Genomic DNA, 25,345 nt, shown 5'->3' on the forward strand with positions numbered 1-25,345 from the left:
TATTATGTTGTTAACCATAACTCTATTTGTGCCCTACCTTGTGCTTCAAACATGGTAATACCAGAAATAGTTTTAGCCCCGCGTTGTTTAGCTAATTTCAACAGTTTAGTCTCAATTGGATTATACACTATATCAAAGACGGTCATATGACTAGTAATGATAGATTCTAAGATTGGCTGCCAGTCAGGTACTGTATTTATAACGATATCAAGTGGTTGATTTAAACTAAATATTTTTCCACCGAATTTTTCTATTAATTGTTTGGCTTTAAATTCAGTTCGATTTAAACAATATATATTACCTTGTTCAGATTTAATGACTGCCGCCACCGCATAAGCCGCACCGCCGGCTCCAACAATTAACACATTTTTATTATTTATTTTTATATCAGTCAAAGCATGCTTAATACCAATAATATCGGTATTATATCCAATTAGTACACCATTTCTATTTATCACAGTATTAACAGCACCAACTGCTTGTGCCGGCTCATCAATTACATCTAAATATGACATAATCGTTTGCTTGTGCGGAATAGTGACAGCTACTAATGTTAAAGGTTTATTACGAATTAATTGAACTAGTTCTTCAATATTTTCACCGGCATAACTGGTCATCTCGGCATTGATCTGTTTAGTTTTGTAGATAGCATTATGTAATTTTGGACTCAGGCTATTAGTTAACGGAAAGCCAATTACACCGTTATGTATCTGCTGGGACAATTTATTAATTATATTTTCCACTACAACATCTAAACTGTTGTTATTATTAATAGTCATTATGGCTAAAGCGTCGTAATGTGGAGTTCGTTCCAGCCACAGTTTTTGAAATGATATATATGGATCAACTTCTTGCGGAAAAAAGGCCGGCCAACCATTCACCATAATGCGTTCAAACACCACACCTTTAGGAGCTGTCACGTTTATCACTAGATGATTTTTTAATAATATTTGATTACGTAATTCGATGGGTATTCCTCCTCCGACTGCTATCACTCGTTGCGCTTCATTACTCAATAACTGTTTTAATACCTCATGTTCTAGATCACGAAAATAGGCTTCACCTTGTGCGCGCATAATTTCCCGGCAGGATAAATTGGCTTGTGCGGCAATCACACTATCTGTATCCATGACAGGTAAATTAAGTTTATCGGCTAATAATTTAGCAATACTGGATTTACCGACGTGTTTAAAACCGATTATGACGATGTGTTGCATATAGCCCCTAAACTTTTTATCAGTTGAATAAATGGTGGACAGGTTTTATTAATACTCTCGGCTGTAGCTATGGTGGTTTCACCGGAGGCGACTAACCCGGCAATGGTGAGTGCCATGACAGTGCGATGATCATTATAGCCAGGCACAGAAGTTCCGGTTAGTTTACTTTCTTGAATAATTAACCCATCTGATAATTCTGTGACTTTTGCTCCTAATTTGGTTAAGCCATCAAACATCGAGTGTAACCGATCAGTTTCTTTCAACCTTGCTTGTGGTACATTTATTAATTCAGTCACTCCATAAGCCTGGGTAGCAATTACCGCTAGGGTTGGCACCAAATCAGGTATGTCATTACAATCTATAATTTGACCAGTTAATTTGTTTCCACCGTGTATCACTAGCTGCCCTGTTGGTTTTTGAATAATATCTGCCCCCATGTGTTGTAAAATTTCTATTAACCGTTTATCACCTTGCATGTCACTAAAATCCAACCCTTGTACAATTACTTCATCACCACATAACACTCCGGCCGCAATCAGATATGACGCTGAAGAAAAATCTCCGGGAATAGTTTTATTAAAAGCCTGATAGGTTTGTCTTCCAATAATTTTAAAAATATCTTTAGAATCTATTTGGATCCATGAATATTTTATATTAAGTTCATCTAACCAGCGTGTGGTCATTTTCACATAAGGTCGTTCGTTTAAATTATTTACAGTCACGATAGAATCATGCTGTGCTAAAGGTAAGGCTAGCAACAAGGCTGAGAGATATTGTGAAGTGGTTCCATCAATATTTGTTGCGCCTCCCACCAAACGACCAGAAATTTTTAATGGATAAATCGTTCCAGGAGTTTCTGTAATACTCATGCCCAACTCCCGCAAAGATTGCAGTAAAGGATCAATTGGCCGAACGCGCATTTGTTGACTACAATCCAGTGTCACTTGGTCAGTCGTATCAAAACGTAAACCAAGCAAAGGTAAAATAAACCGAGTAGTAATACCAGAGTCGCCGGTAAAAATACTAGATTTATTTTTGAGATCAGCCAAAACCGTGCGCGCAGTGTTTGTGTCATCTGATTCAAGTATGTTAGTCAATTCAGATTTACCTTGTGCCACACTAGCCAACAACAAAGCCCGGATCGATTGCGATTTGGAACTTGGCACTACTACTGTACCAGTTAGATGTTTAGTTGATTTTACTATTATGTTCATATATTTTACCTACCCGAATAAAGAAAAAACCCCGGTGTTCCGAGGTTATTGTTTATGCGCGTAATGGTTTAATCATGCAGCCAAACAAGCCCCGGGTGTGGTAGGAGTAAAACTAAAGTAGAAATTAAAGGATTGTGAGTGTTGCATGTGTACACAAAGTATCAGGCTAGTCATTTGGTGTCAATTAGCCCTGATAATATTGGTGTGGATAACTAACATGTGATCTAAATAATATTATTGCAATATTTCTTTTACTGTTGCGTCCACCAATATTTTCATTGTGTCAAATATTTTTAAACGTGGATGTTTCGGAATTAATAATTGCAGGTCAGTGCAAGCCAGTGCTACACAGTCAACACTCTTATTTTCAAAGTCACTAATAATTTTAATAAGCTCCTCACGATCACGATTTTTTTGCTGACCAGTAACGAGATTAAGAATAAATTTACCCATTTTTGCCTGCTGCAAAGCGTCGGGTATAACATAGGTTATGCCATATTCCTCAAAGGCTGTTTCGTATAATTTATTCTCAATTGTTGCCGAGGTAGATATTATACCAATCTTTTTAAAATCTTTCTGCTTGAAATACTTTACAGTTTCTTCAACTATACTTAACATTGGGACATTGACAGCGTTCCTTATTTTCTTGATAAAAACATGGAGAGAATTACAAGGCATGACGATAAAATCGGCTCCGGCTTTTTCCAACCTTTTCGCCTCGTTGATTAAAAAAGGGATATACCGTTCAGAACCTTTGTTTTGTGTGATTAGATCCTCCTCGATTTCATAAGGCAAAGGCACGCTCGAGATTATTATTCCCGGCCTAATCTTTTTATTTTCCCTATAACATGAAAAAACTATGTCGAGATAAAATTCCGCTGTTGTTTCTGGTCCGAGACCACCAATTATTCCTACAGTTTTCATAATAACTACTTAGAATTTTCTACCTTTAACTGCTCACCGGACGTGGAAACACTTCCAAACTCAATATTTTCGTAGCTTCTTTTGGTGAAAAGACTTTTTTATCTTCCAAAAGATGCACAATCTTGATGGTTTTTTTATCCTCAGTTTTTAATGGTTGAAATAGTTCAGCTTTAAATTCACCAAATTTTTCATCTAAGTAGGATTTGGTCACCATCTGAGTTTTGAACTCTGCTAGATCAGTTTTAGTAGCCATGGTGGACTTAATATTATCAATTTCCTTCTTTAGCTCACCTTTCGTGACCATATTGGCCTCAATACGATCAAACCGTTGTTCATGGTGAATAGACATAGTCGCAACAGCTGAAACAAACTCGTCTACTTTTGATGAAATGCTATCAACACTAACTTTAACACTAGCCACGTCTGATTTAACACTAGCCACGTCTACTTTTACACCAGCGACGTCTTTTTTTACCTCAGCGAGACTTAATTCAATCTTATCAACCTTTGTATTCAAAGAATCTACGTTAATTTTAACCTCTTTAATTGTTGTTTGATTCGTGTTTTGTTCCATAAATACAATAATTTAACGATGCTACCTTAAAAAAATGATACTGTCAATACTATAATTTTTTTGTAATTATAGTATTAGTGTGGATAAGTTAATTAATTATTTTTTTGGGTAAGGAATTGGAAAAATTCCGGTTAATTTAATAATGGCTGGTGCAGCAGTTTTGGCGTTTATTTTGGCAGTGAATTTGTACTTATCTTGTGTGACCAGTTCTTTTGGATCCATGTCAGAATGGTATTTGTTGATTAGATTAGCAGTTTCTGTGTCGATAAAATAACACAAAATATGATTGGCAGTTTCTACTAAACGCTCAAAAACATCAGTGCGATAATGCATGGATGTTTGATCAGATAATATACACAGGGAGCCTTTTTCTTGGTTTTGTATAATTTCTTCAACTATTGTTTCATAATTATGTGCTTCATCAAGCGCGAGTGTGCGATTTTTTCCTCCCACCACCTGCCAATACTGTTTCACTAAGTAGATACCAAGCTCTCTAGCCACAGCTTGCCCCAGAGTTCGGTAATCAATCTTACAGAGTAAAAACTTTTGCTCATCATTTTTCATTTCAGTAAAATCAATTTCCTGATGAAATTTTTTGATATTATCATCCAGCGTGCCTGGTTGAGCAGCAAAAACCGCCACCTTATTTATCTTGTCGGCGGGAATGTATGATTGAATATCTTTGACTAGATCACCGTAAGGTTCAATAAACATACCGCCTCTTCCATTATAAATATCTGAAATTATTATACTTTCAAGTGTAACTGATTTACCACAGCCGCTGCGACCCAGTAGATGTAAAATTCCAACATGCTCTTCACGCTTTAAACTAAGTGTTTCTCCATTTTCTTGGACACCAAGTGGTGTTAATATTTTTTTAGTGATGTTTTTCATACTATTTGTTAATGATATTAATTCTTCGCATACACACTATCCAGCAACCTATTAAAAAAAGACATGTCCTCTTCATGGTAGTATTGATTCAACATTTCCAAAACTTCTTCTCGGCTTTTGCCTTGGTCTTTTAGAAATTCAAATTGCTTGGTAAAAGTATATTGCTCCACTGGATTATTTGGATATGGATAGTCAGTTTTTAAATCCTCAAAAGCGAATCTTTGCATATTACCTTGATATGCTTCAGACGATTCAGAATCTAAAAAGTTTTGGCAATGCGCCAATTCATGGCATAACCAAGCAATTTCATCGGGTTTGTCCTGCACTTCAAAATAACTCTGTTTGACTAAGATTAGTTTTCTTTCAGCACTTGATTCAGATGGTTGATTGCCTTTGAACCATAAGTCATCCGGCACAACTGCAATCATAATCACATCCAATCTACTATCATTAAGTATCTCTCGCTGAGCTTGATAATGTTCTGGAAGATTGATTGCTTCCAATAATTTTATCCTGTCAGCATTTTTTTGTTCAATACCGAGGTATTCCTGTAAATGTTTTTTTATTTCATGTTCAGCTGGATTAACTCGATCATCAATCTCAGGTAATGCGGTCAATATAATATCAGTTGATTCTGGTTGTGAATCAATATGTTGAATAATTGTACCCGGACGAAAATGATTTTCAGGATCTTTCATAAATAAAGATAAATTGAGACCTATTACAATTTAACATGATCACTATCATCGATTAACGGGCTATTTAGAATCCTAAATTTCTTTTTTGTTTTCCAAATCTGTACCAACTCATCAAAGCTTTCATCTGGTTCTAACATCAATTCAGCCAATTCATCAATCTCTAAAAAATCTTTCTCGGTTAATATATCAAATTTGTTTGCTACATAAGCCGGTATTTGCAAGTATAGTATTTCATTGTTCATTAAGCAATGAAAATCATACAGTACCGCCCACAACACCGGCATAAGACCTTTATAACCTCCGGCGTTAATAAAATTATCTGCCTCTACCCTTCCTCGTCTTATACCAAGCCAAGTATCAGCGGCCCAATCAAATTTATCGTTAGGTATATTATATTGATCAAAACCAATTGTGCTATCAAAAAAACCATCCGCATCAAAAGTAATCCATGTTTGCTTTGTATTATCCCAGTACTGATTGATCCAATGATCACAACTGCCTTGGCAAAAATATGGAGCAAACCCAGATCGAACTCGGCATGGAATTTCTTTAGATTTTAGAATGGCTGCCATTAGAATAGCCACATTACGACATGTCACCACGATTTTATTTTCTACTTTTCTATCAGATACAAAACCGCTGACGTCAAGTCTTAATAATTCTGCCGTCATCGCCACAGCCGTAGGTAAAACATCATCCTCACATCTTAATCTATACCACGGAAAATTATTCATATCACCATAACGCAAATCTTGATTGGCTTTTGTGTTACCTTCTTTTAAGGTCACGCGATGTATGATTTGATGACTTATTAACTTACCAAGTTCATTGACACTGTCTGGTAATGTTTGAAAAAACACTTTATAACAACCAGGGTTAGTAAAAGTACCAAACTCTCTATAGTGATTTAAAATTTTATTATCCATATAATAATATTATTCAATCACAATCATCTTTGGTTGACCAGTGGCCATATTGGTTTCTGGAATAGTTAAATCATGAATCGCTGGTATTAAGATGTTTTCAGGAATATGATATTGTTCCCCATATCGCGTACCCGGATCATGCACAATAAAGTCACTCCCTTCATAACCAACCACCAAAAGCATGTGATAATACGGGCCGCCATTACGGTAGTGTGGGTTGTGTAAAGCCTGACCAAACACCGGCACAATAACTGGCTTCTTTTGAGCAATTGCAACGCGAATAGTAGTGGCACTAACATCAGTGGAAACTTCAGCCTGCAAATTATAGAACTCACGTGCGGTTCGAGCGGTTTCATCAGCCGAAGTATCTTCATGGTGTCCATAAGTTTTCATCTCCCACGCCACTATCGAGCTAATGTCATTATTGGCTTCGTCGGCAGACAAACTAGTACCATCTGCCCAGTTGTGTAACATAACCAAAATAGCTTCCTCGCAGGCTTCATTATAAGGTGAACTCCAATCCCCAAACGGCGCCTGAGCGGTAAAGGGTACATCAATAAATGCTGAAACAGCGGTGTCATTAAACTGATCAACTTCATTTAACAAAATCTGGTATAAATTATCATCCGTAATACCCACCCCTAGACGACTCATAATTTTATAAGCATCGGCTGGGCGACCTAAATAATAGCGTCGATTGTTAGCTGGGTTTACATACCAAGCCTCACCATGATTTTCTACTTGCAATAAAATGCGCCCACGCACCCGCTCCAGCAGTGCAGCATCTGCATCCCAATTTGTGCCGGCTTGTGGTATGTCTGCCAACTGTTCATTAGTAATACCCAATCCTAAATAGCGCATGATAGCAAAAGCATCGTCCGGTCTACCTAAATAATACCGACGTTGATCAACTGGATTCACGTACCAAGCCTCACCATGTTGCTCAACCTGCAAAACAATGTGGCCACTCACGCGGCTGGACACCGTACTGGCCAAACTAATTTTAGGCAGCACCAAAAACATTATTCCTAAAAAAATAATGTTTACAATAATACTGTGTTTATAAATCGGCGTAGACACCACCGGAAATTTTAATGCGACCAAAAGCAAGAAATACCCAACTGACCGCAGCATAAAATAAGAAATGACTCAGATACATAATCTGATAGATCGGCAAACCAAAAGTTTCTTCGAGTAAATCATAAAAAATATATGGTACGGTGGATAACATTATCAAACTGATCGCAACCAATAAGAACCTAGTGAAACCGGTAGAAATAGCCACGTATTTGCCAATGCGCTTAACTTTCATTAGTGTCATTAAACCAAATGCAAACACTAATAAAGTATAAATATACGGCGTTGGCTCATCTAACTCTAACGATATTAAATCTGTTTTTGTCGTAAACACAAATATTAAAACAACAAAAGTAACAATTAATCCAATGAGAACTCTGATTTGCATCGCTGATCGACTATCATGCACTTTTAAAAAAGCCTCCGCGCCAATGGCTATCAACAACAAACTTATCAAATAAAAATTGACTGTATTCACCAACACATGATCAGAATAGTTAACAAACGCACCCATACTCATGCTGAAATATTCCACAATATGCGATATGGTGAAAACAAATAAAGCCGCTAAACTGGCTTGAAAAAATTTTTCTAGAATTGGATCGTAAGAATAATACCGCACAAAAATTCTGACAATCGCTAAGGCAATAAAGAAAACAGCGATCATATGAATGATACCAAATTGAAAGAATAATTGTCCGGTAAATTCTGTTATGGCGATAATGGCTAAGTTAACAAAAAACAACACCACTGGACTAAATATTTTTTCGGTTTTGATTTTATCCATAAGTACAGATTAATTTTTTTATAAATAGATAATGTAATAAGTATACTACATTTTACCAAAATTGCTATCTGACAACTGGAATTATGACCCTTATAATTCTTTCTTAATGGCCTCTAATAACAAAACAAATTTATTGTAACCAGCGGCGTCATTAAAATGACCGGCGTTTTTGACTAGTGTAACAGTAACACCCAACTCAGTGGATAATTTATTAGCGGCATTGATCGGCACATAGGGATCATTATCCGAGTAGAATAAATAGAATTTTGGACAATTTTGTTTTATGTTTGGCCAAATAAAACTTCTGTCGACAAAAGTCTTATTGATCTCATCAAACGCTGGGTTGTCCAATAAACTAATAAAGCCAGCCACGAAAAAAGCTGCTTTGATTGGTTGGTTAATCCTTTCCAAAACATCTAACAAAAAAGCCACGCCTAGACTATGCCCAATCACTATAGAGTTCTGATCTAATAATTTTTCGTATTCACTAAAAACATCTTTCCAACTAGCCAGAGTTTGGTTATCTGGTGTCGGAAATTTCGGCACATAAACTGTATTACCTAATGTCTCTAATTCACTCTTCAACCAAGGCAACCAATTTTCTTTTGGTTGTCCAAAGGCACCGTGGATAATAAATATGTTGGACATAATTTTGTCGGGGTAGCCAGACTTGAACTGACGACCTCACGCACCCCATGCGTGCGCGCTACCAACTGCGCCATACCCCGTTATATTAACACTGCCAAATCGTTCAACACTTGTTCTACATGCTCAGCCGGTTTGACGTGCTCATAGATTTTAGCAATTTTACCAGCCGGGTCAACTAAAAACGAACTCCGTTTGGTGCCGAGTAAACTAGTTACACCATAGGCTTTAACCATGTCTTTCTTTTCATCAGACAGTAATGTAAAAGGTAAACCGTACTTATCAACAAATTTTTTATGGCTAGCCACGGAATCAGTACTGATACCAACCACGATAGCATCAACATTTTTAAACTTTGGTAAGTTATCCCGAAATGAGCAGGCCTCTTTAGTACAACCAGGGGTATCATCTTGTGGATAAAAATAAACCAGCACCCACTGCCCGGCCCAATCGGCTAAGGCATGCAGCGCACCGGTATAATCTGGTAAATTAAACTCCGGGGCTTTATCCCCAATCTTGAGTGTCATTGTCTTCTTCGTTATTGTTGGTCACTCCGGCCACGGTGGCAATGTCGGCATCTTGAAACAACACATGTTCTTGCTCGAATAACTTATTTAAACCGGTCACATCTTTTTCGGCTAACATTTTTTTCTGTAGTTTTACACCAGCCACCACGGCGCGGATTTTTTGGGGGTGATCCAAGAAATAATCCATGGCCGCCTCCCGTTTGGTATCAGGCACAATATCCAGCACTTTAAAAAAAATATCCTGATCACGTCTGGTCAGACCATCAAATGGATCAGCAATCGAAGCTTCTGCGTCTTCTGAAAAGCTATCGTCTAACCATGTTTCTTCAAAGTCCCCCATAAACTTTATTAAGCAGCTTGTTGTCTAACCCTAAATCTTTCTAAAAACTGATCTTCTAAAGATATATTATTATTAGCAGCATCGTCGTCAAATAACTGAACGGCACCTTCAAGAACTTCCCCTAAATTATTAGAGGCCAAACGTTTCTCTGCTGCTATTTTCACTCGTTCCTCGAGTGATACTATATTACCGCGTTCTAAGTTCTTCATAAAATAGATAGATTGAATAATGTTTACTAACAAGACTTATCAGAAAAAAACGATTTTGTCAAGAGCCTGTGATTAGTATATCATATCGACATGATTTGTCGACAATGCCAGCAGCCATTTACAGTGTTTCCGGATGAAACAGAGCTTCATCAGAGTTTTGGTCTACCAGCACCAACCTTGTGCCCGGTTTGCCGTTTACAAGGCAGATTAGCGTTTCGTAATGAACGTTCGTTATATAATCGCACATGTGACCTGTGTCATCAACCCATTGTGTCAATTCATAAGGGAACAGCCCCTTACCCAGTATATTGCCAACCCTGTTGGTGGAGTGACCAATACGATGCTATGGCATCGGGCCAACCATTTGATTTTTCTAAAACATTTACGGAGCAATTTAAACAATTACAACTGGCTGTCCCACACGCTGCCCTCTACCAAACTAATGCCACTAATAGTACTTATAATAATTACGTCTTGAATATCTCTGATTGTTACCTGTTATTCGGTGGCGGTAATAACGAACACTGTTTATATGGCAAATATATTATTGATTGTAAAGATGTGCTGGATGTCTATTCCAGTATCCAAAATGAACTAGGTTACGAATTAGTTGGCTCTGATCATTGTTATAATTGCCGGTATGCGGATTTTAGCCGTAACTGTCGTGATTGTGCGTTTATTGCCGAGTGCCTTGCCTGTAGTGATTGCATCATGTGTTACGGTTTACAACATAAACAATATTATTACCAAAATAAATATGTCGGCCCGGAAAAGTTTGCCGTGTTGAAAGACCAATATGATCATCTCACCGCGGCGGGTTGGGAAAATGCTGTCCAAGAATTTAAAGACTTTAGAAAAACCTTTCCGCAACGCGCCAGTCATATCTATGCCAGTGAAGATTGTACCGGTGATTTAATTTCGAATAGTGTGGATTGTCACGAATGTTTCGATATTAAAGAATCTGAACATTGCCGCTATGTCTCGTATATTCCCTTGGCCAAGGATAGTGTAGATTGTACGTTTGGTGCGCCGTATGGTGTCGAACACTGTTATAATTTATGTTCCGCCACCGGCAATAAAAATTGTCATAATGCTTTTTTAATCTGGAACAGTTACGACGTAGCTTACTCAACCGAGTGTCATCTCAGTCATGATTTATTTGGCTGCGCCGGTTTACGCAAGCAACAATACTGTATTTTAAATAAACAATATAATCCTGCAGAGTATCAAGCATTAAAAGAAAAAATTATTACCCATATGACAACCACCGGCGAATGGGGTGAATATCTATCTCCAGAATATGTTACATTGTAAACGCTGTCAGGCATCTTTTAAGATTATTCCAGACGAACAGGCTTTGTATAAACAATTACACGTGCCTGAACCGGTGATGTGTTTTAATTGTCGTCATGCTGATAGAACTACTCGGCGGAGACCTTACCAATTACGTTCAATTCAGTGTAGTAAATGTCAAAAACCAATCATGACCAACTCTCCTCGAGACATGGGTAATGTGATATACTGTGAGCAGTGTTTTATTGAGTCATTAATTTAATAAATTAAATAAATAAAAAAAACTTTATGTTGACACGTACTCTAATTTGCCTCTTATTGCTACTGCCCAGTTTAAGTTTGGCCGAAACCATTAATCAAACTACGGCTCGGGCGACTAACTTAGGTATTTTTGGAGGAGAAGTGCGCGATGTAGCAATTGATACCACTAACAATGTTTGGTATATCACCACCTACTCACCAACTGGTTTTTTCCATTCCAGTGATAATGGTGCTACCTGGCTTGGTTTAGATAGTACCACAAATAATTTAGGTCAACCCAGTGGTGTAGACATTGATGCCGACGGCAACGTGTTTACTATAATGGGTGGAAATCTTTATGAGAGTACTGACCATGGTATAACTGTCACAGAAATAGGCGATTTTAATGGTTACGCCAATTTGGTGCATTATGCTGATGGGATATTATATGTCGGCCGACAAGATGGTAATATTTCTATCAGTACAAATGGTGGTAATAGCTTTTCAGATGTCTTAGTTGATCGCACCGATCAATATCCCGTCTCACTGGCTACCTCCTCAACTAGTAACATTGTTTATGTGGTAATGGAAGATGGCAATAATTCAGTCTTGTACGTATCAAGTAACGGCGGACACACCTGGGCAGTAGCCAATACCGATGATGTCGCTGAGCGCTATGTGGTTATCGCCGTTGATCCGACTGATGAAACCCACTTGATTCTGACGAGCCATGATGAATCGGCCAGTAATTGGCAGAGTTATAACGCCGGGGCAACTTGGGATCCTATCGTTGGAGTGAATTACACAAAAACTGTCACCTTTGATAGTACCGACCGCATTTATATGGGTGTGTCATACTCTGATGATAATGGTGTCACTTGGCAAAGTATCACCGATACTACACCTAGTAGTCGTGTGAACCAATCGGTTTGGGTAGATACTAGTAACAATAATAATCTATTTGGTGCCAGTTTTGCTGCACTGGCTGTCAGCACTGATCGTGGAGTTACTTGGACAGATAGTAATAATGGCATTACTGCAGTTACTGTAAAAGATCTGGCGCAATCGACGGATAAAAATACCGTTTGGGCGGCGACTAATTCTGGTCTGGCGAAAACGACTGACTTTTTGTCCGCTAGCCCCACCTGGGAATTCCCGATTTTTTATGATTCATTTCCGGAATCGGTTTGGTTAGATGCGGCCAATTCCGATCATGTTGTAGTGGGTGGTATGGGTGCGATGTATGTGTCGACTGATGGGGGTGATAATTGGACAACCGCCACGGGTTGGGATAGTAATCTCACGGCTTACCAAATAGCCAGCGCTGTAGGTGAATCTAATACACTGTATGCCGCTGCCGCTGTGCAATCGCTTGAAGCCACCAGGACGGGTGAGGTGTTTAGTAGTACCGACGGCGGTGCTACTTGGACATCGTTAAGCATTCCAGGTGATGCCGCTGTCCAAAGTTTGGCTGTTACCACCACTGGTGAAGTGTATGTTGGTGCCGGCATTATCGGTATCTCTGGAGCGGGTGCCACGGGCATTTATAATTATGATGGCACTTGGCACTATTTAGATAACAGTCCAACTGAAGAAATCACGAGCATAATTGTTGATCGAAGTGATGATAATACTCTCTATGCGACCGCCAGCGATTTTAGCAGCACCCAAACGAGTGCTGGCGGTGTTTATAAAACTACCGATAGTGGTAATAGTTGGACACAACTGACCAGTGGTTTAGAAAATGCCTCACAGTATCGCGTAATTTCACAACAGATTAGTACTAACACCTTATATGTTTCCGGCACTGATACGGCGAATAATTCTGGAGCGTTGTGGAAATCAACCGATGGCGGAAATACTTGGGGTGAATATTATGTTGGTTTGAAAGATGAGGATTTTAATTGTTTGTTATTCGATGGTTTAATGACCGGTAATAGTCGTGGTGCCTACAACCTTAAAGGTAAGGCGAAACTGAAAATTACTGTTACCAATACTACGCTCTCATCAACTTTAAAAGATGCGGCTACCCACAAAAAATTAAAACACAAAAAAGTGACCCTTTGGAAAAAACACAACGACTCTTGGACAAAGATTGGCACGACTACTAGTAACAACAAAGCCAAGGTTCATTTCACAGTACATCCACGGAAAAAAACCACGTATCGTTTACAATACAAACCAACCGGTCAAGCGGCCGAAGAATATACTAAGTCTTACTCAAAAACGTTGACGTTGACGGTGCCCAACTGAACCGCCGGAACGACGGCCACTGAAACCACCTCTACGTCCACCAAAAGATCGTCCACCGAAAGATTTTCGGCCGGCTGGGTGACTGCTGGCAGCGGGTAGATCAATTGTTTCGATTGATGTCATTTTGCGCTGAGTCATTGGTTTAGTCGTGAAACGTTGAATTCTACGAAACAAATCAGACTGATCAATTGCCACTAATGATATTGCTTTACCCATTCGACCCGCTCGACCAACTCGACCAATGCGATGAACATAATCTTCAGCCTGTTCAGGTAAATCATAGTTAATTACCACATCTAAGTGGGCAATATCAATACCACGACCAGCGATGTCGGTAGCTACTAATATTTTGGAACGTTTGCTTTGTAAGGCCGCTAAGGCTTGTTTACGTTGAAACAATGAGCGATTGGAATGTAATTCTTCGGCGCGCCAACCTTTTTCCCGTAATACTTGAGTTAAACGTTTGGCGCCATGTTTTGTGCGTGTAAAAATTAGAGCTGTGGTATTTTTATCAGCAATTAATTCAAAAATCGCTGTATTTTTTTGGCCAGTTCCAACCACCACAAATTCCTGCTCAATATTTTCGGCGGTTGTGCCACTCGGTGCCACTTCAATCGATACCGGTGTACGCATCGATTGCGTCACTAAACTGCGAATACTGCTGGGCATAGTAGCGGAAAACAATAAAGTTTGACGCTGCGCGGGCGGTACGACATGTTTTAAGATATCTTTAATTTGAGGAGCGAAACCCATATCAAACATGCGGTCTGCTTCATCTAAAATTAAGGTATTGACCGCTTGTAAATTAACAGTACGTTGGCGTAAATGATCCAATAAGCGACCGGGTGTAGCAATTATGCAACGCGGTCGTCGTTTCAAAGCCGAAATTTGTGCCCCCATCCCCGCTCCACCAATTACCACGGCATAAGGTAAACGCAAATCGCGCTCAAACCATTGCCATACGTCGGCGACCTGCTGAGCTAATTCACGCGTTGGGACTAAAATTAAAGCCTGTCCTGGATTCTGAGCCAATTTCATTACGGTTGGTAAGACAAACACTAGTGTTTTACCGGTGCCGGTCTGGGCTAAACCAATCACATCGTGTCCTTGCAAAACCGGCGGTAACGCCTGATGTTGAATGGGTGTGGGGATATTAATATGGCGTTGTTGCAACAACCGCAGAACGGCTGGAGCAATGCCAAGATCAGCAAAAGTTGCTGGTGTCGCAGTGGTACTCATAGAATGTGTATAATGTTAACCGATACTCCGGAACATTTCCACAAACCAGAGAACCGATACGAATAAATAAAACGTGATGAGTATATAGGAACCGGCGGTTCCTGTCAAGAACACACCCCGTTGATTAATATATATTCATTCAAAAATAATTTTTCGGGTTGTCAATAATATATTTCCTTATATTGCATAATTCATGTTCAGTACGAATAATATGATCATGATACCGCGGTTGCCATTGAAAACTATAACCGGATGACCAAATACGTTTGGTACAGATCGATTTGAATTGGTTGATGATGGAACCAAGTGAATTGGGTAATAAACGCGGTTTGTGCGTTGAAACAACCCGTGTAGAGACGTCCCGCCGGGACGTCTCTACGAAAAATACTCTTTCATTGGTGCGAAATAATGTTCTTCCCAGCCTTCCCGATATGACGCTTCCTGATTTTTTGGTGTGCCGACATGCTTGAGTTTTAAACTGGTACCAGTTTTGGTGGCTTTTAATTCAATCGTCAGAATTGAATCTGGATCAGCGTCAGAAAATTCGGTTGTTCTCCAGGTTTGCACAATCTTTTTTCCAGGCACTAATTCCAGGTTTTTCCCCGAAATATATCCATCCCAAGCCGTAAATTTTTCACCAACTTTTTTTGAGGCGGTGGCTTGACCGCCGGTCATGGCACCGTGTTTTTCCCCGTCCAACCAGGCTGTGTAAACCGCTGTTGAACTAGCGGGTAATTTTGTTGTGAGTTTTATCATAACCGTAGTATACATAATAAAAGAAAAATGTTATAGTACGCGTAATGTCTGAACAAAAATTGATACTAATAGCCGAAGATGAACCAGCTCTAGCCAGAGCCATGCAACTCAAATTAGAGCGCAGTGGTTTCGCTGTGGAGGTCGCGAGCGATGGTGAAGTTGTACTGGAAAAATATGTCCCGGGTAAATATGACTTAATCTTATTAGATTTAATGATGCCAAAGAAAAACGGTTTTGACGTTTTAACCGCTTTGCAGAAATTAAAAAATACCACACCAATTATTGTCAGTTCTAACCTTAATCAAGCGGAAGATGTATCTCGTACCAAAGAACTAGGTGCCGTGGATTACTTAGTAAAATCTGAAATTCCCATCTCAGAAATTATCACTAAAATAAAAAGTCGCCTGACACCTACTACTTAGCCACTCAGATAAAAATAATAAACAAAAAAATATGGCCAAACGAGAATTCAATGTTCGAGCCGTGCAAAGCATTTTAGTGCGTGAAGATTATATTACCTCACAAGATGTAGCCAAGGCTGAAAATTATGCCAAAACCTACAACGCTAGCCCACTTGAATATTATTTGTCTAGTGGCGTACTCACTGAAGAATTACTTGGCCAAGCTTTAGCTGAAGCGTTTAATGTAACATTCGTTGATTTGCTGACTAATCTACCAGACGCCACCCACATTCAACTTATTCCCAAAGAAACTAGTGAGGCCTTACGGATTGTCGTTTACAAGATAGACGATCAAACAGTCACACTAGCGACCGACGATCCAACTCAGCTCGATATCAATAAACTAACCAACCAACTGTTTCCTGATCGTCAGTTAAAAATTGTTTACGCTTTACCATCTGCCATCGATTTTGCACTCGCCACCTATCGTTCTTCATTGGATTCTCAACTCCAAAATTTATTTTCCGGCGATGCCTTACAGGCTCCGGAAGGCATCCAAATTATTGTCAGCGAAGCGATTTTGCACCGGGCGTCGGATATTCATTTTGAGCCCAGCGAAACTGAAGTCATTCTTCGTTATCGCATTGATGGTATGCTGCATGAAATGGCCAAATTAAAACACGATTTTTTTGATCTACTAGTTAATCGTATTAAAGTCATGTCCCGCCTACGAATTGATGAGCATATGACTCCTCAAGACGGTGCCATGCGCATGGTAATAGATAATAAACCAGTTGATTTACGCGTCTCATGTGTACCAATGTTAGATGGTGAAAAAATTGTCATGCGCGTGCTGGCTCAATATGTAAAAGATTTTTCTTTGCAAGATATTGGTTTATTAACTGATCATCAAACCAAAATTAAAGAAGCTCTCAAAAAACCGTATGGTATGGTGTTAACCACTGGTCCAACTGGCTCCGGTAAAACTACCACGCTCTATGCTTTGATAAAATTGCTTAATACTCCTTACGTCAATATCACTACCATTGAAGATCCAGTCGAATATAAAATCAGTGGTGTCAATCAAATGCAAGTGAACAATATCATGAACGTCACTTTTAGTACTGGTTTACGTTCGTTGATGCGGCAAGATCCTGATGTTATTTTGTTGGGCGAGGTGCGCGATTTTGATTCCGCCAACAATGCAGTTAATGCTGCCTTAACTGGCCATTTAATGTTTTCTACGTTTCACGCTAATGATGCCGCTACCACTATCCCCCATTTGCAAGAAATGGGGATTGAACCATTTCTACTAGCCTCAGCTTTAGAATTGATTATTGCCCAACGGTTAGTACGTAAAATTTGTAGTCATTGTCGCATTAGTTACGTTGTGCCACGTAAAAGCTTAAAACCAATTGTGCGCGCCCACTACGGCAGTGAAACTGCCACTCTCTATAGAGGTAAAGGTTGCGTGGCTTGTAACCAGTTGGGTTACATGGGTCGGGTGCCAGTCTTTGAAATGATTCAAATGACGAGTGAAATGCGTGATTTAGTACTTAACCATGCTTCATCTGAACAAATTTGGGAATTAGCTTTACAACAAGGTAGCCAATCGTTTTTTTCTGATGGTATGAAGAAAGTTAATCTTGGATTAACTACTTTGGAAGAATTACTGCGCGTCATTCCAACAAAATAATCACTATGCACATACCTGGCTTGAAAAATTTTGGACTGCGTAAAGAAGTCTACATTATGGTGGAAAATTTATCTGATTTGCTCACCAGTGGCATGAGTATTATCACGGTATTAGATTCCATTGCGTCTGAAGTACGCACCACTCGCTTACGAAAACGGATCTATAGTATTTCTAAACAAGTACAAAGTGGTTCAACTTTAGCTAGTGCCTTTGCCAAAGAAGATCTGCTTCCACCCCGCATGATTACGCTAATTAGAATTGGTGAAAAAACTGGTAAACTATCAGAAAACCTTAAAGTCTTAGTGCTGCAAAACCAAAAAGATGAGATGTTTCGTTCGAAAGTACGCTCTTCCCTACTCTATACCACAATCATTATGGTGCTGACAGTATTAATTGGCGGTGGCACTGCCTGGTACGTTTTACCAAAACTAACTTTAGCTTTTGAGCAGTTTGATGTGGTTTTGCCTTTACCAACTCGCATTATGTTGTGGTTTGGTACCATACTGAGTCGATTTGGTTATATTATTATGCCGTTAGTCGCCTTGATATTAATAAACGTATTTTATTTTCTGTTTAGTTTTCCGCGCACTAAATTTATCGGGCATAGAATACTGTTTCACGTCCCGTTAATAAAGACTCTGATTCGTGACGTCGAAATTGCCCGCTTCGGGTTTATTTTAGGCACGATGGTTCAAGCTGGCGTACCAATTGTACCCGCTTTGGAAGCACTAATTGACACCACTACATATAAAAATTATCAAGCTTTGTACAGCTATTTGGCAAAATCAATTGGTCAAGGCAAATCATTCCGGCAGTGTTTTCATGAATATCCAGGGATTGATAAATTATTTCCGAATACAGTGACGGCTTTGATTATGGCTGGCGAATTATCCGGCAATCTGGATAAACAATTACTCCATATTGGCGAACGCTATGAACGCTTTGTTGATGAAGTCGCGCGCAATTTACCTATCATCATTGAACCAATTCTGATTGTTGGCGTTGGCATCGCGGTGGCTTTTTTAGGTGTCAGTATTATTTATCCAATTTATCAATTGGCTGATTCTATTTAACATGCTGCCACGGGCGGGGTTTAGCTTAATCGAATTAATTGTAGTTCTAGCCGTAGTTAGTTTATTAGCGGTGTTATCTATTTCCACTTACGGCACAATTAGCGTTCATCATGATGTTAATAGTTCGGTTACAATGTTGCGTAGTAATATTGAGGCAGCCAAACACAGAGCGGTGGCTGGAGTGAACGATTCAAACTGGGGTATAAAGTTATTAGCTGATCGCATGGTGATATTTAGAGGTGTCAGTTATGCCGCTCGAGTAACAGCCTCTGATATTACCACCTACTGGCCACAGGGTGTAACATTTACTGGTACAGATGAAATCGTGTTTACTAAACTGACCGGCTCGCCCTCAACCACTACTGCCTGGCAGTTAACGAAAAAAAACTTTTCCACTAACTTAACGCTCAATGCGACTGGAACATTACAATAATAAAGCAGGTTTCTCTTTAGTTGAAGTAGTGGTAGCTACGGCCATTCTGGCGTTGCTGGCTACTGCTGTCACTGGAGTAATGATTTATGGTAGCCGCATCGGTTACACTGTCAATCAAAAACAGCAAGCCTCAGCCCTAGCCGAAGAAGGTTTGGAAGCCGCCCGCAATATCGCTGATAATAATTTTAGTAATCTAGTTAATGGCACTTACGGTTTGGTGATTAGTGGTAATCAGTGGACATATTCTGGAGCCAATGACACAACCGGCAGTTTTACTCGTACTACGACCATTAGTACGGTTGATGCTAATACCAAATCGGTCGCTGTTAACGTCTCTTGGACCGGTTTATTTGGGAGCAGCTCAACGAGTGCTACATCTTACTTGACCAACTGGAAAGCCGCTACCTATACTCCTTGGCAAACGCCTGTGGTATTTACTAGTTTAAATTTAGCCGCTGGACACGATGGATTAAAATTAGATCAATCAGGTAATTCTATTTATTTAGTACGCTCGAATGCTACGGTTAACCTGATAGATGTTTCTACTCCATCCGCACCAACCTTAACTAGTTTTTTCACGGCCACGGTATCACCGAACAATTTAGCAGTGAGTGGCACAAATGTATTTTTATCCTCATCAGCCAATGCCCGAGAACTGGAAATAATTAGTTTTGCTACGCCACTTAGCCCGGTGTATGTTGGCAGTTATAATGCCGCTGGAACAGATAATGCTACTAGTATCGCAGTGGTTGGTACGACGGCTTACCTAACACGAGTTAATGGCACTAATCCTGAATTTAATATTATTAATGTCTCAACTCCAGCAACTCCAACCTTAACTGGATCATTAAACCTTTTAGGTAGCGCCAATGACATTAGTGTTAGTGGTAGTTATGCTTATATCGCTAGTAGTGAAGATACTCAAGAATTACAAGTGGTGAATATTTCCGTACCGGCTACACCCAGTTTAGCTGGTACATTAGGTTTAACCGGCACCGCTGACGCTACCGCCATAGTTATCTATGGAACGACTGTTTATGTCGGCCGTACCGATGGCAGTGTGGCCATTATTAGTGTCGCTACTCCAGCTACACCAACTTTATTAGGTACCTTTACTTCAGCCACGGCCATAAATGATCTTAAAGTAAACCCCACTGGTACCTTAGTATTTATTGCGGCCACACTTGGCACGGCCGAATTTCAAGCCATTGACGTTACGATACCGGCTACCCCAACTTTATATAGTAGCTTAAATTTATCTGACACTTTATACGGCATAGTTTATCAAACTTCACCTGAATACGCTTTTGGTGCATCAGCCGATAATGCCGCCGAGTTTCAAGTGTTTAGCCCCAATTGATATGAATAAACATACAACCGGTTTTACTTTAATTGAATTGATTGTCTATATAGCCATAGCCAGTATTTTGATTTTAACCGCCGCTGGTTTTATTCAAAGTATTTTACAAATTCAACGCACGCAAAAAATCGCTTCGTTGCTCGAGGCCAATGGTAATAATGCCATGCGGCGTATTACCCAAGCGGTGCGTAACGCCGATAGTATTACACTACCAACCACCGGAACCAGTGGCACCACGTTAACAGTGGCTACCTATAGTGGACCAACTAATCCAACTAGTTACACGCTCAGTGGTGGTCAATTACGTGAACAATTGGGCGCTGGTAGTGTCACACCTATCACTAGTACCGAGGTCACTGTTTCAGCGTTATCTTTTTATAATCTGTCACGAGCCGCAACACCGGGCGCTGTCCGTATTCAATATACCGTCACTTATGGTACACAAAGTAAAACATTCTATGGCACTGCTACACTCCGTTAAACCAAGTAATGGCTACACTATTTTAGTAGCAGTTATTTTAATATCAGCTGTGGCTTTAATTGTAGCTACCACCCTGGCCTTAACCAGTATTAATAGTTTGCGCGATCAAAGAATTGATAATGCCGCTGTTATTGCTCAAGCCACCGTCAACGGCTGCGGTGAATTAGCTTTATTGGCCATTCAACAAAATACCAGCTTCACCGGCACTGTTAACACTACAGTGAACGGTAATGCTTGTACCTACATAGTTACCAACACAGGCGGTAGTACACGCACCGTGACTGCTACAGCGACATACAACACAGTCACAAGAAATATCACTATACTGGTTAATCAGGTAACGCCCAATATTACTTTCACGAGTTGGTTAGAAAATTAGGTTTTTACTTTAATAAAGTTTCCAAATCCAACCGCTCTGTAACATTTATTTGATTCAAGAATTCTTGATCGTGACACACTAAAATAATGGCTCCAGCAAACTTATTCAGCGCCTCAGCAATAATTGGTAAGTGTCGAAAATTTATATGGTTAGTTGGTTCATCCAGAATTAATAAACCGGGTTGTTGCACCATAAAACGAGCGTAACAAAGCAAACCTTTTTGGCCTTCTGATAATGACCCAATGTTATTTTGTAACAAATCTCCGGTTAACATAAAATGCGCCGCCGCCCGATAGACCGTTTCATCTCCCCCACTATTTTCCAATTGACTAGCCCGCAATGTTTTCATGGCTGTACTGGAAAAATCTAAACCGGAAAAATCTTGCTCATAATACCCTACTCTTAACCCCGCCGGCGGTGTTTGCGCCAGACGTTTAAGAGCCGTAGTTTTGCCGATGCCATTGGGCCCAATAATATGTAAAATATCTTTTTGGCGTAAAATAATATCAACCGGTTTATCTAAAATAGAGGTCAATTTTATCACCGGATTGCCAATATTTTGTGCCTGAATAATAAATGGCCGAATGGTTTTATCTTCTTGTCTAACATCTACTATATTCTCTTCACTCTCTTCAATTTGATCGCGTAATTTACTGGCTAACTTCCGCATCTTGCCCCCTTTATGTGAGAAGAAGTTCACTTTATCTTTACGATCTTGAATGTTTTTTTGCAGTTGAGCATTTTTATGTTTCTCACGCTCTATTTGCGCCGCGATTTCTTCCACCACATCAAAGTAATTACCAACATATTGTTGTACGGTGTGTGTAAAAACATCTAAATTTAATACACCGTCAGTGAAAGTATTTAAAAAACCAGCGTCATGGGAAATAACAATGACAGTTTTTTCGTAACCTAATAGAAAGCCGGTCAGATGATCTATCCCGGCACTATCTAAATTATTAGTCGGCTCATCTAATAATAAAATGTCCGGCTCTTGAATTAAGGCTTGGGCTAATAATAACCGCGCTTGTTGACCACCCGATAATTGTTTGACTAAACGATCTAGTGGTATATCCAAATTTACTACCTTAAATATTTTCTCAATCCGTCTAGACAAATCATAAACTTTGTCCGGAAAGGCTCTCGTAAAAAAATCCTGTACAGTAATGTCTAAACAATCACGCGGTACAACTTGGGCTGCCAAGGCAATACTAGCACCCGGTTGAATATGAATATTCCCACCCTGAGGTTGTAATTGCCCAGTGATTAATTTAAATAAGGTGCTTTTACCGGCTCCATTTTGACCCATGATGGTAATTTTAGCGTTGGCGCGCACCGAAAAATTCGCCTCAGTCAAAATAACCTTAGTTTCGTTATAATGATAAGTGACATTATTAAATCGAATGGCAACAACTTGGTCAGTCATACAGTGGCTCACACTAATAGATTTCACCAGTTTGGTCAAATCGCATCACTATGTCACTTGAAATTAATCAAGTAGAGACGTGCCGGCGGCACGTCTCTACTTGATTAATTTTATTTGGTTTGATAATCGCATCACTTGATCAGTTCAACGACCTCATCTGTCGCATCAGATATTTCTTCAGTCTTAATTTTTTCAACCACAGAAGTGAGTTTTTTTGTGCGTGTAACCGATACTTTTTGGTATTGATCTGAGGCCGATTGGAGCCGAGTACCTAAAGTATCTAACTCTTCATTAAATTTTGTGTATTCTAATTCAAATGTTTTTATTAATTTAATAATATCGTGTAAATTTTCTTGATAGCGAAAATTACGATAGGCTTGATAAACCATACGCAATAGGGCTGTGAAACTAAATGGTCCGGCTAAAATCACCTTTTGTTTTAACGCATCTTCCCAAATATCTGGCATTTTTTCATAGATGAAACTAAAGATCATTTCATTTGGTACAAACATCACCACAAAATCCAAAGTCTGTTCGGCCGGATTAATATAATCACGCGAGGTGGCTTGTTTGATTTTTTGTTTAACATCCTTGGAAAATTCCCGTAAATATATGTCTTTATCGACTTTAGTTTCGGCGGCTTGATATTTTAACAATGACTGAAAAGGAAATTTAGCATCAATGTTCAATTTGGTTTTATCTGGTAACAGAATCGTAAAATCTGGCCGAGTGGTGACAGTATCTAAGGCGGTATTAGCTAAATATTGTTGCCCCTTAACAAAGCCAACTGACAATAATAGATTTTCAGCCACTTCTTCACCATAGCGTCCACGCAATTGATTGTTCGATAAAATATTTTTCAAATCATCCGTCGAGGTTTTTAATTCACTAGTCACTAATTTATGTTCGTCCACCACACTCTTGAGGGCACTGAATTGGCTAATCCGGGCTTGCTCGGATTGTTCAATTTTTTTCTGACTCGCCTCCAGATCATGTCCGATCCGATCAACTAGTTCTTTAATGGCATCTTTTTTACTATCCAGCGTTTGCGCACCTTGTTTCATTTTTTCATCTAAAACTGATTGTAAACGCTGCTGCATGACATCGGTCGCTAGAGTTGTAATATAATGCACAATTGGTTTCTGCAGAACAAACAGCAGTGCCGTGCCAAGTGCAATGGTAGCCAGAATAGTCAAAATAATGGTGGTAATCATATAAATAATATTGTTATAAAGCCTGCGTCAGTAACTCCTTAATAAATTTTAAATTGTTGTATTTAGCGTGTCGGCCGACTAATTCAAGAAAACCATCGCCTGTTACCGGCTTCCCTGCCATCGTACCACACACCTGTAGTGGACCTTCCCAGTAATTCATTTTTCCAAAGATCATTTCTTGCTGTTTGACTTTTGGTGTGACTGTGACATCCAATTTTATGGCTGGAATTTTTATATGCCAGGTTAATTGATAAGTGGCACTGGTATTAGGACTAGTCCAGGCAGTACCAACTGGCTCAAGCGTAAATTTTTTATTATGAACTTGAGTATTATCTGGAAAAGATACGCTGGCACTATTTTTAAATTTTTCATTATCCTTAAAACGAGCCAACAAAATATCAGTTTTATTATCCAGTTGTAAGGAAAACCACGTCCAGTCAAAATCAACGAATCGCGCCTCAGCCCACTGATGATCCATCCAAGCAATCCCCTGTACTGGAATGAGGTTATTGTTCCACTGGATATTACCAGACACATATAATCTGGGTATTGAATAATAACATGATGATTTACCTTGATATTTCATAATACCCGTTCCACCTACTAAGAGGGGCGGTTTTTCGGACAATAATTGGAGGTGCATTTTATCGGTTTGCACAACATAATGAAATGGTTCCAGTTCGTCTAGGCGCTGCGGTGCTTGTAATGGTTTTAATGGGAGACTACACGATAAAGACAACAACTTAGCTCTAGGAGGCTGTGTATGTAAGGCTAAATAACTAATTTGCCGTTCACAACTTTTTTGGCTAACATTAGTTAATACAGCATGGGGAAAATAGATTGACTCCACTGGTAAATATTCCAAAATGGGTAAACTGGATTTTTTTGGATTAACATGAAAAATACAGTACATAAAAGCATACTGTTTGTTGTATTTATCGGTCAGATGCCCATTAATGTACCACCACTCTCCGGCGACATTGTGGGGTAACTCATCGTGAGGGAATCGTAGTGCTTTCATAGTTACCCTGTATGATATAGAATAACCTCAGTCTAGACAACTCTAAAC

At 39.4% G+C, this 25,345-nt stretch carries 28 protein-coding genes and 1 tRNA gene; 10 read left to right on the forward strand and 19 right to left on the reverse strand.

Features of this window, described 5'->3' with window-relative positions; genetic code table 11:
• Positions 1-2: 2 nt before the first annotated feature.
• The 14 genes from WCV88_00565 to WCV88_00630 all read right to left on the reverse strand — a co-directional run bounded on the left by WCV88_00565 (position 3) and on the right by WCV88_00630 (position 10,032).
• Positions 3-1,217 carry a shikimate kinase gene (locus tag WCV88_00565; GenBank protein MFA6474676.1) on the reverse strand — a complete coding sequence of 405 codons (1,215 nt, stop codon included), beginning with the start codon at positions 1,215-1,217 and terminating at the stop codon, positions 3-5.
• Positions 1,199-2,431, reverse strand: coding sequence for a 3-phosphoshikimate 1-carboxyvinyltransferase (aroA, locus tag WCV88_00570; protein MFA6474677.1), 1,233 nt, complete (start codon positions 2,429-2,431; stop codon positions 1,199-1,201). Before aroA ends, WCV88_00565 begins: the two co-directional genes overlap by 19 nt.
• 234 nt (positions 2,432-2,665) lie before the next feature.
• Entirely contained in the window at positions 2,666-3,355 is a 690-nt protein-coding gene (locus WCV88_00575; protein MFA6474678.1) for an amino acid racemase, read from the reverse strand.
• Between the two features lie 25 nt (positions 3,356-3,380).
• Positions 3,381-3,929 carry a hypothetical protein gene (locus WCV88_00580; protein ID MFA6474679.1) on the reverse strand — a complete coding sequence of 183 codons (549 nt, stop codon included), beginning with the start codon at positions 3,927-3,929 and terminating at the stop codon, positions 3,381-3,383.
• 96 nt (positions 3,930-4,025) lie between these two features.
• Positions 4,026-4,823 (reverse strand): hypothetical protein, encoded by a 798-nt coding sequence (locus WCV88_00585; GenBank protein MFA6474680.1) that lies wholly within the window; start codon positions 4,821-4,823, stop codon positions 4,026-4,028.
• Positions 4,824-4,840: 17 nt separating this feature from the next.
• Positions 4,841-5,521 (reverse strand): hypothetical protein, encoded by a 681-nt coding sequence (locus WCV88_00590; protein MFA6474681.1) that lies wholly within the window; start codon positions 5,519-5,521, stop codon positions 4,841-4,843.
• 23 nt (positions 5,522-5,544) lie between these two features.
• Positions 5,545-6,447 (reverse strand): transglutaminase domain-containing protein, encoded by a 903-nt coding sequence (locus WCV88_00595; GenBank protein MFA6474682.1) that lies wholly within the window; start codon positions 6,445-6,447, stop codon positions 5,545-5,547.
• A gap of 9 nt (positions 6,448-6,456) precedes the next feature.
• Positions 6,457-7,581: a C39 family peptidase gene (locus WCV88_00600; protein ID MFA6474683.1), complete on the reverse strand. Its 1,125-nt coding sequence runs from the start codon at positions 7,579-7,581 to the stop codon at positions 6,457-6,459.
• The gene (locus WCV88_00605) at positions 7,508-8,311 is read right to left on the reverse strand and encodes a hypothetical protein (protein MFA6474684.1); all 804 of its coding nucleotides are present in this window, start codon (positions 8,309-8,311) and stop codon (positions 7,508-7,510) included. Before WCV88_00605 ends, WCV88_00600 begins: the two co-directional genes overlap by 74 nt.
• A gap of 90 nt (positions 8,312-8,401) precedes the next feature.
• Positions 8,402-8,959, reverse strand: coding sequence for an alpha/beta hydrolase (locus tag WCV88_00610; protein ID MFA6474685.1), 558 nt, complete (start codon positions 8,957-8,959; stop codon positions 8,402-8,404).
• A gap of 7 nt (positions 8,960-8,966) precedes the next feature.
• Positions 8,967-9,039, reverse strand: a tRNA-Pro gene (locus WCV88_00615).
• Positions 9,040-9,483, reverse strand: a complete 444-nt coding sequence (locus tag WCV88_00620; protein MFA6474686.1) for a peroxiredoxin — start codon at positions 9,481-9,483, stop codon at positions 9,040-9,042. It abuts the tRNA gene before it with no gap.
• Positions 9,461-9,823, reverse strand: a complete 363-nt coding sequence (locus tag WCV88_00625; GenBank protein MFA6474687.1) for a hypothetical protein — start codon at positions 9,821-9,823, stop codon at positions 9,461-9,463. Before WCV88_00625 ends, WCV88_00620 begins: the two co-directional genes overlap by 23 nt.
• A gap of 8 nt (positions 9,824-9,831) precedes the next feature.
• Positions 9,832-10,032 carry a hypothetical protein gene (locus WCV88_00630; GenBank protein ID MFA6474688.1) on the reverse strand — a complete coding sequence of 67 codons (201 nt, stop codon included), beginning with the start codon at positions 10,030-10,032 and terminating at the stop codon, positions 9,832-9,834.
• A gap of 345 nt (positions 10,033-10,377) precedes the next feature.
• On the opposite strand from WCV88_00630, the gene WCV88_00635 reads away from it, so the two are divergent.
• From WCV88_00635 to WCV88_00645, 3 genes are read left to right on the forward strand one after another with little or no spacing between them, the layout of a single operon-like run.
• Entirely contained in the window at positions 10,378-11,346 is a 969-nt protein-coding gene (locus tag WCV88_00635) for a hypothetical protein (GenBank protein ID MFA6474689.1), read from the forward strand.
• Positions 11,333-11,587 (forward strand): hypothetical protein, encoded by a 255-nt coding sequence (locus tag WCV88_00640; GenBank protein MFA6474690.1) that lies wholly within the window; start codon positions 11,333-11,335, stop codon positions 11,585-11,587. The genes WCV88_00635 and WCV88_00640 overlap by 14 nt, the downstream gene beginning before the upstream one ends.
• Positions 11,588-11,613: 26 nt before the next feature.
• Positions 11,614-13,818, forward strand: coding sequence for a hypothetical protein (locus WCV88_00645; protein ID MFA6474691.1), 2,205 nt, complete (start codon positions 11,614-11,616; stop codon positions 13,816-13,818).
• On the opposite strand, the gene WCV88_00650 is transcribed toward WCV88_00645, so the two are convergent.
• Together WCV88_00650 and WCV88_00655 are read right to left on the reverse strand one after the other, a co-directional pair.
• Positions 13,786-15,057, reverse strand: coding sequence for a DEAD/DEAH box helicase (locus WCV88_00650; GenBank protein ID MFA6474692.1), 1,272 nt, complete (start codon positions 15,055-15,057; stop codon positions 13,786-13,788). The two genes, WCV88_00645 and WCV88_00650, sit on opposite strands and share 33 nt — an antisense overlap.
• Positions 15,058-15,432: 375 nt before the next feature.
• Positions 15,433-15,813 carry an SRPBCC domain-containing protein gene (locus WCV88_00655; protein ID MFA6474693.1) on the reverse strand — a complete coding sequence of 127 codons (381 nt, stop codon included), beginning with the start codon at positions 15,811-15,813 and terminating at the stop codon, positions 15,433-15,435.
• Between the two features lie 44 nt (positions 15,814-15,857).
• Between WCV88_00655 and WCV88_00660 the strand changes: the two genes are divergently transcribed.
• From WCV88_00660 to WCV88_00690, 7 genes are read left to right on the forward strand one after another with little or no spacing between them, the layout of a single operon-like run.
• On the forward strand, positions 15,858-16,235 hold the full coding sequence (locus WCV88_00660; protein ID MFA6474694.1) for a response regulator: 378 nt from the start codon (positions 15,858-15,860) through the stop codon (positions 16,233-16,235).
• Between the two features lie 31 nt (positions 16,236-16,266).
• Positions 16,267-17,910, forward strand: coding sequence for a GspE/PulE family protein (locus tag WCV88_00665; GenBank protein ID MFA6474695.1), 1,644 nt, complete (start codon positions 16,267-16,269; stop codon positions 17,908-17,910).
• A gap of 5 nt (positions 17,911-17,915) precedes the next feature.
• On the forward strand, positions 17,916-18,983 hold the full coding sequence (locus WCV88_00670) for a type II secretion system F family protein (GenBank protein ID MFA6474696.1): 1,068 nt from the start codon (positions 17,916-17,918) through the stop codon (positions 18,981-18,983).
• A gap of 1 nt (position 18,984) precedes the next feature.
• Positions 18,985-19,416 (forward strand): prepilin-type N-terminal cleavage/methylation domain-containing protein, encoded by a 432-nt coding sequence (locus WCV88_00675; protein ID MFA6474697.1) that lies wholly within the window; start codon positions 18,985-18,987, stop codon positions 19,414-19,416.
• Positions 19,394-20,776 (forward strand): prepilin-type N-terminal cleavage/methylation domain-containing protein, encoded by a 1,383-nt coding sequence (locus tag WCV88_00680; GenBank protein MFA6474698.1) that lies wholly within the window; start codon positions 19,394-19,396, stop codon positions 20,774-20,776. Before WCV88_00675 ends, WCV88_00680 begins: the two co-directional genes overlap by 23 nt.
• 1 nt (position 20,777) lies before the next feature.
• Complete coding sequence (locus tag WCV88_00685) at positions 20,778-21,257, forward strand: prepilin-type N-terminal cleavage/methylation domain-containing protein (protein ID MFA6474699.1); 480 nt, start codon at positions 20,778-20,780, stop codon at positions 21,255-21,257.
• Positions 21,235-21,636 (forward strand): hypothetical protein, encoded by a 402-nt coding sequence (locus WCV88_00690; protein ID MFA6474700.1) that lies wholly within the window; start codon positions 21,235-21,237, stop codon positions 21,634-21,636. The genes WCV88_00685 and WCV88_00690 overlap by 23 nt, the downstream gene beginning before the upstream one ends.
• Before the next feature lie 4 nt (positions 21,637-21,640).
• Here WCV88_00690 and WCV88_00695 read toward each other — a convergent pair whose 3' ends face one another.
• The 3 genes from WCV88_00695 to WCV88_00705 all read right to left on the reverse strand — a co-directional run bounded on the left by WCV88_00695 (position 21,641) and on the right by WCV88_00705 (position 25,297).
• Complete coding sequence (locus tag WCV88_00695) at positions 21,641-23,062, reverse strand: ATP-binding cassette domain-containing protein (protein ID MFA6474701.1); 1,422 nt, start codon at positions 23,060-23,062, stop codon at positions 21,641-21,643.
• A 131-nt stretch (positions 23,063-23,193) separates the two neighbouring features.
• Positions 23,194-24,276, reverse strand: a complete 1,083-nt coding sequence (locus tag WCV88_00700; protein MFA6474702.1) for a DNA recombination protein RmuC — start codon at positions 24,274-24,276, stop codon at positions 23,194-23,196.
• Between the two features lie 13 nt (positions 24,277-24,289).
• A complete protein-coding gene (locus tag WCV88_00705) occupies positions 24,290-25,297 on the reverse strand; it encodes a lipocalin family protein (protein MFA6474703.1) in 1,008 nt (335 codons plus the stop codon).
• Positions 25,298-25,345 lie beyond the last annotated feature (48 nt).

It is taken from the genome of Patescibacteria group bacterium (genome assembly GCA_041665365.1).
Lineage (GTDB): Bacteria > Patescibacteriota > Patescibacteriia > UBA9570 > UBA9570 > UBA9570.

What these genes read in the sequence shown, in the direction of transcription:
- WCV88_00620 (MFA6474686.1), bottom strand. Translation starts at nt 9,483, where the DNA reads ATGACACTCAAGATTGGGGATAAAGCCCCGGAGTTTAATTTACCAGAT.
- WCV88_00635 (MFA6474689.1), top strand. Translation starts at nt 10,378, where the DNA reads ATGGCATCGGGCCAACCATTTGATTTTTCTAAAACATTTACGGAGCAA.
- WCV88_00575 (MFA6474678.1), bottom strand. Translation starts at nt 3,355, where the DNA reads ATGAAAACTGTAGGAATAATTGGTGGTCTCGGACCAGAAACAACAGCG.
- WCV88_00670 (MFA6474696.1), top strand. Translation starts at nt 17,916, where the DNA reads ATGCACATACCTGGCTTGAAAAATTTTGGACTGCGTAAAGAAGTCTAC.
- WCV88_00675 (MFA6474697.1), top strand. Translation starts at nt 18,985, where the DNA reads ATGCTGCCACGGGCGGGGTTTAGCTTAATCGAATTAATTGTAGTTCTA.
- WCV88_00645 (MFA6474691.1), top strand. Translation starts at nt 11,614, where the DNA reads ATGTTGACACGTACTCTAATTTGCCTCTTATTGCTACTGCCCAGTTTA.
- WCV88_00700 (MFA6474702.1), bottom strand. Translation starts at nt 24,276, where the DNA reads ATGATTACCACCATTATTTTGACTATTCTGGCTACCATTGCACTTGGC.
- WCV88_00580 (MFA6474679.1), bottom strand. Translation starts at nt 3,929, where the DNA reads ATGGAACAAAACACGAATCAAACAACAATTAAAGAGGTTAAAATTAAC.
- WCV88_00705 (MFA6474703.1), bottom strand. Translation starts at nt 25,297, where the DNA reads ATGAAAGCACTACGATTCCCTCACGATGAGTTACCCCACAATGTCGCC.
- WCV88_00680 (MFA6474698.1), top strand. Translation starts at nt 19,394, where the DNA reads ATGCGACTGGAACATTACAATAATAAAGCAGGTTTCTCTTTAGTTGAA.
- WCV88_00640 (MFA6474690.1), top strand. Translation starts at nt 11,333, where the DNA reads ATGTTACATTGTAAACGCTGTCAGGCATCTTTTAAGATTATTCCAGAC.
- aroA (MFA6474677.1), bottom strand. Translation starts at nt 2,431, where the DNA reads ATGAACATAATAGTAAAATCAACTAAACATCTAACTGGTACAGTAGTA.
- WCV88_00625 (MFA6474687.1), bottom strand. Translation starts at nt 9,823, where the DNA reads ATGGGGGACTTTGAAGAAACATGGTTAGACGATAGCTTTTCAGAAGAC.
- WCV88_00590 (MFA6474681.1), bottom strand. Translation starts at nt 5,521, where the DNA reads ATGAAAGATCCTGAAAATCATTTTCGTCCGGGTACAATTATTCAACAT.
- WCV88_00660 (MFA6474694.1), top strand. Translation starts at nt 15,858, where the DNA reads ATGTCTGAACAAAAATTGATACTAATAGCCGAAGATGAACCAGCTCTA.
- WCV88_00610 (MFA6474685.1), bottom strand. Translation starts at nt 8,959, where the DNA reads ATGTCCAACATATTTATTATCCACGGTGCCTTTGGACAACCAAAAGAA.
- WCV88_00595 (MFA6474682.1), bottom strand. Translation starts at nt 6,447, where the DNA reads ATGGATAATAAAATTTTAAATCACTATAGAGAGTTTGGTACTTTTACT.
- WCV88_00665 (MFA6474695.1), top strand. Translation starts at nt 16,267, where the DNA reads ATGGCCAAACGAGAATTCAATGTTCGAGCCGTGCAAAGCATTTTAGTG.
- WCV88_00690 (MFA6474700.1), top strand. Translation starts at nt 21,235, where the DNA reads ATGGCACTGCTACACTCCGTTAAACCAAGTAATGGCTACACTATTTTA.
- WCV88_00565 (MFA6474676.1), bottom strand. Translation starts at nt 1,217, where the DNA reads ATGCAACACATCGTCATAATCGGTTTTAAACACGTCGGTAAATCCAGT.
- WCV88_00695 (MFA6474701.1), bottom strand. Translation starts at nt 23,062, where the DNA reads ATGACTGACCAAGTTGTTGCCATTCGATTTAATAATGTCACTTATCAT.
- WCV88_00650 (MFA6474692.1), bottom strand. Translation starts at nt 15,057, where the DNA reads ATGAGTACCACTGCGACACCAGCAACTTTTGCTGATCTTGGCATTGCT.
- WCV88_00630 (MFA6474688.1), bottom strand. Translation starts at nt 10,032, where the DNA reads ATGAAGAACTTAGAACGCGGTAATATAGTATCACTCGAGGAACGAGTG.
- WCV88_00605 (MFA6474684.1), bottom strand. Translation starts at nt 8,311, where the DNA reads ATGGATAAAATCAAAACCGAAAAAATATTTAGTCCAGTGGTGTTGTTT.
- WCV88_00600 (MFA6474683.1), bottom strand. Translation starts at nt 7,581, where the DNA reads ATGCTGCGGTCAGTTGGGTATTTCTTGCTTTTGGTCGCATTAAAATTT.
- WCV88_00655 (MFA6474693.1), bottom strand. Translation starts at nt 15,813, where the DNA reads ATGATAAAACTCACAACAAAATTACCCGCTAGTTCAACAGCGGTTTAC.
- WCV88_00585 (MFA6474680.1), bottom strand. Translation starts at nt 4,823, where the DNA reads ATGAAAAACATCACTAAAAAAATATTAACACCACTTGGTGTCCAAGAA.
- WCV88_00685 (MFA6474699.1), top strand. Translation starts at nt 20,778, where the DNA reads ATGAATAAACATACAACCGGTTTTACTTTAATTGAATTGATTGTCTAT.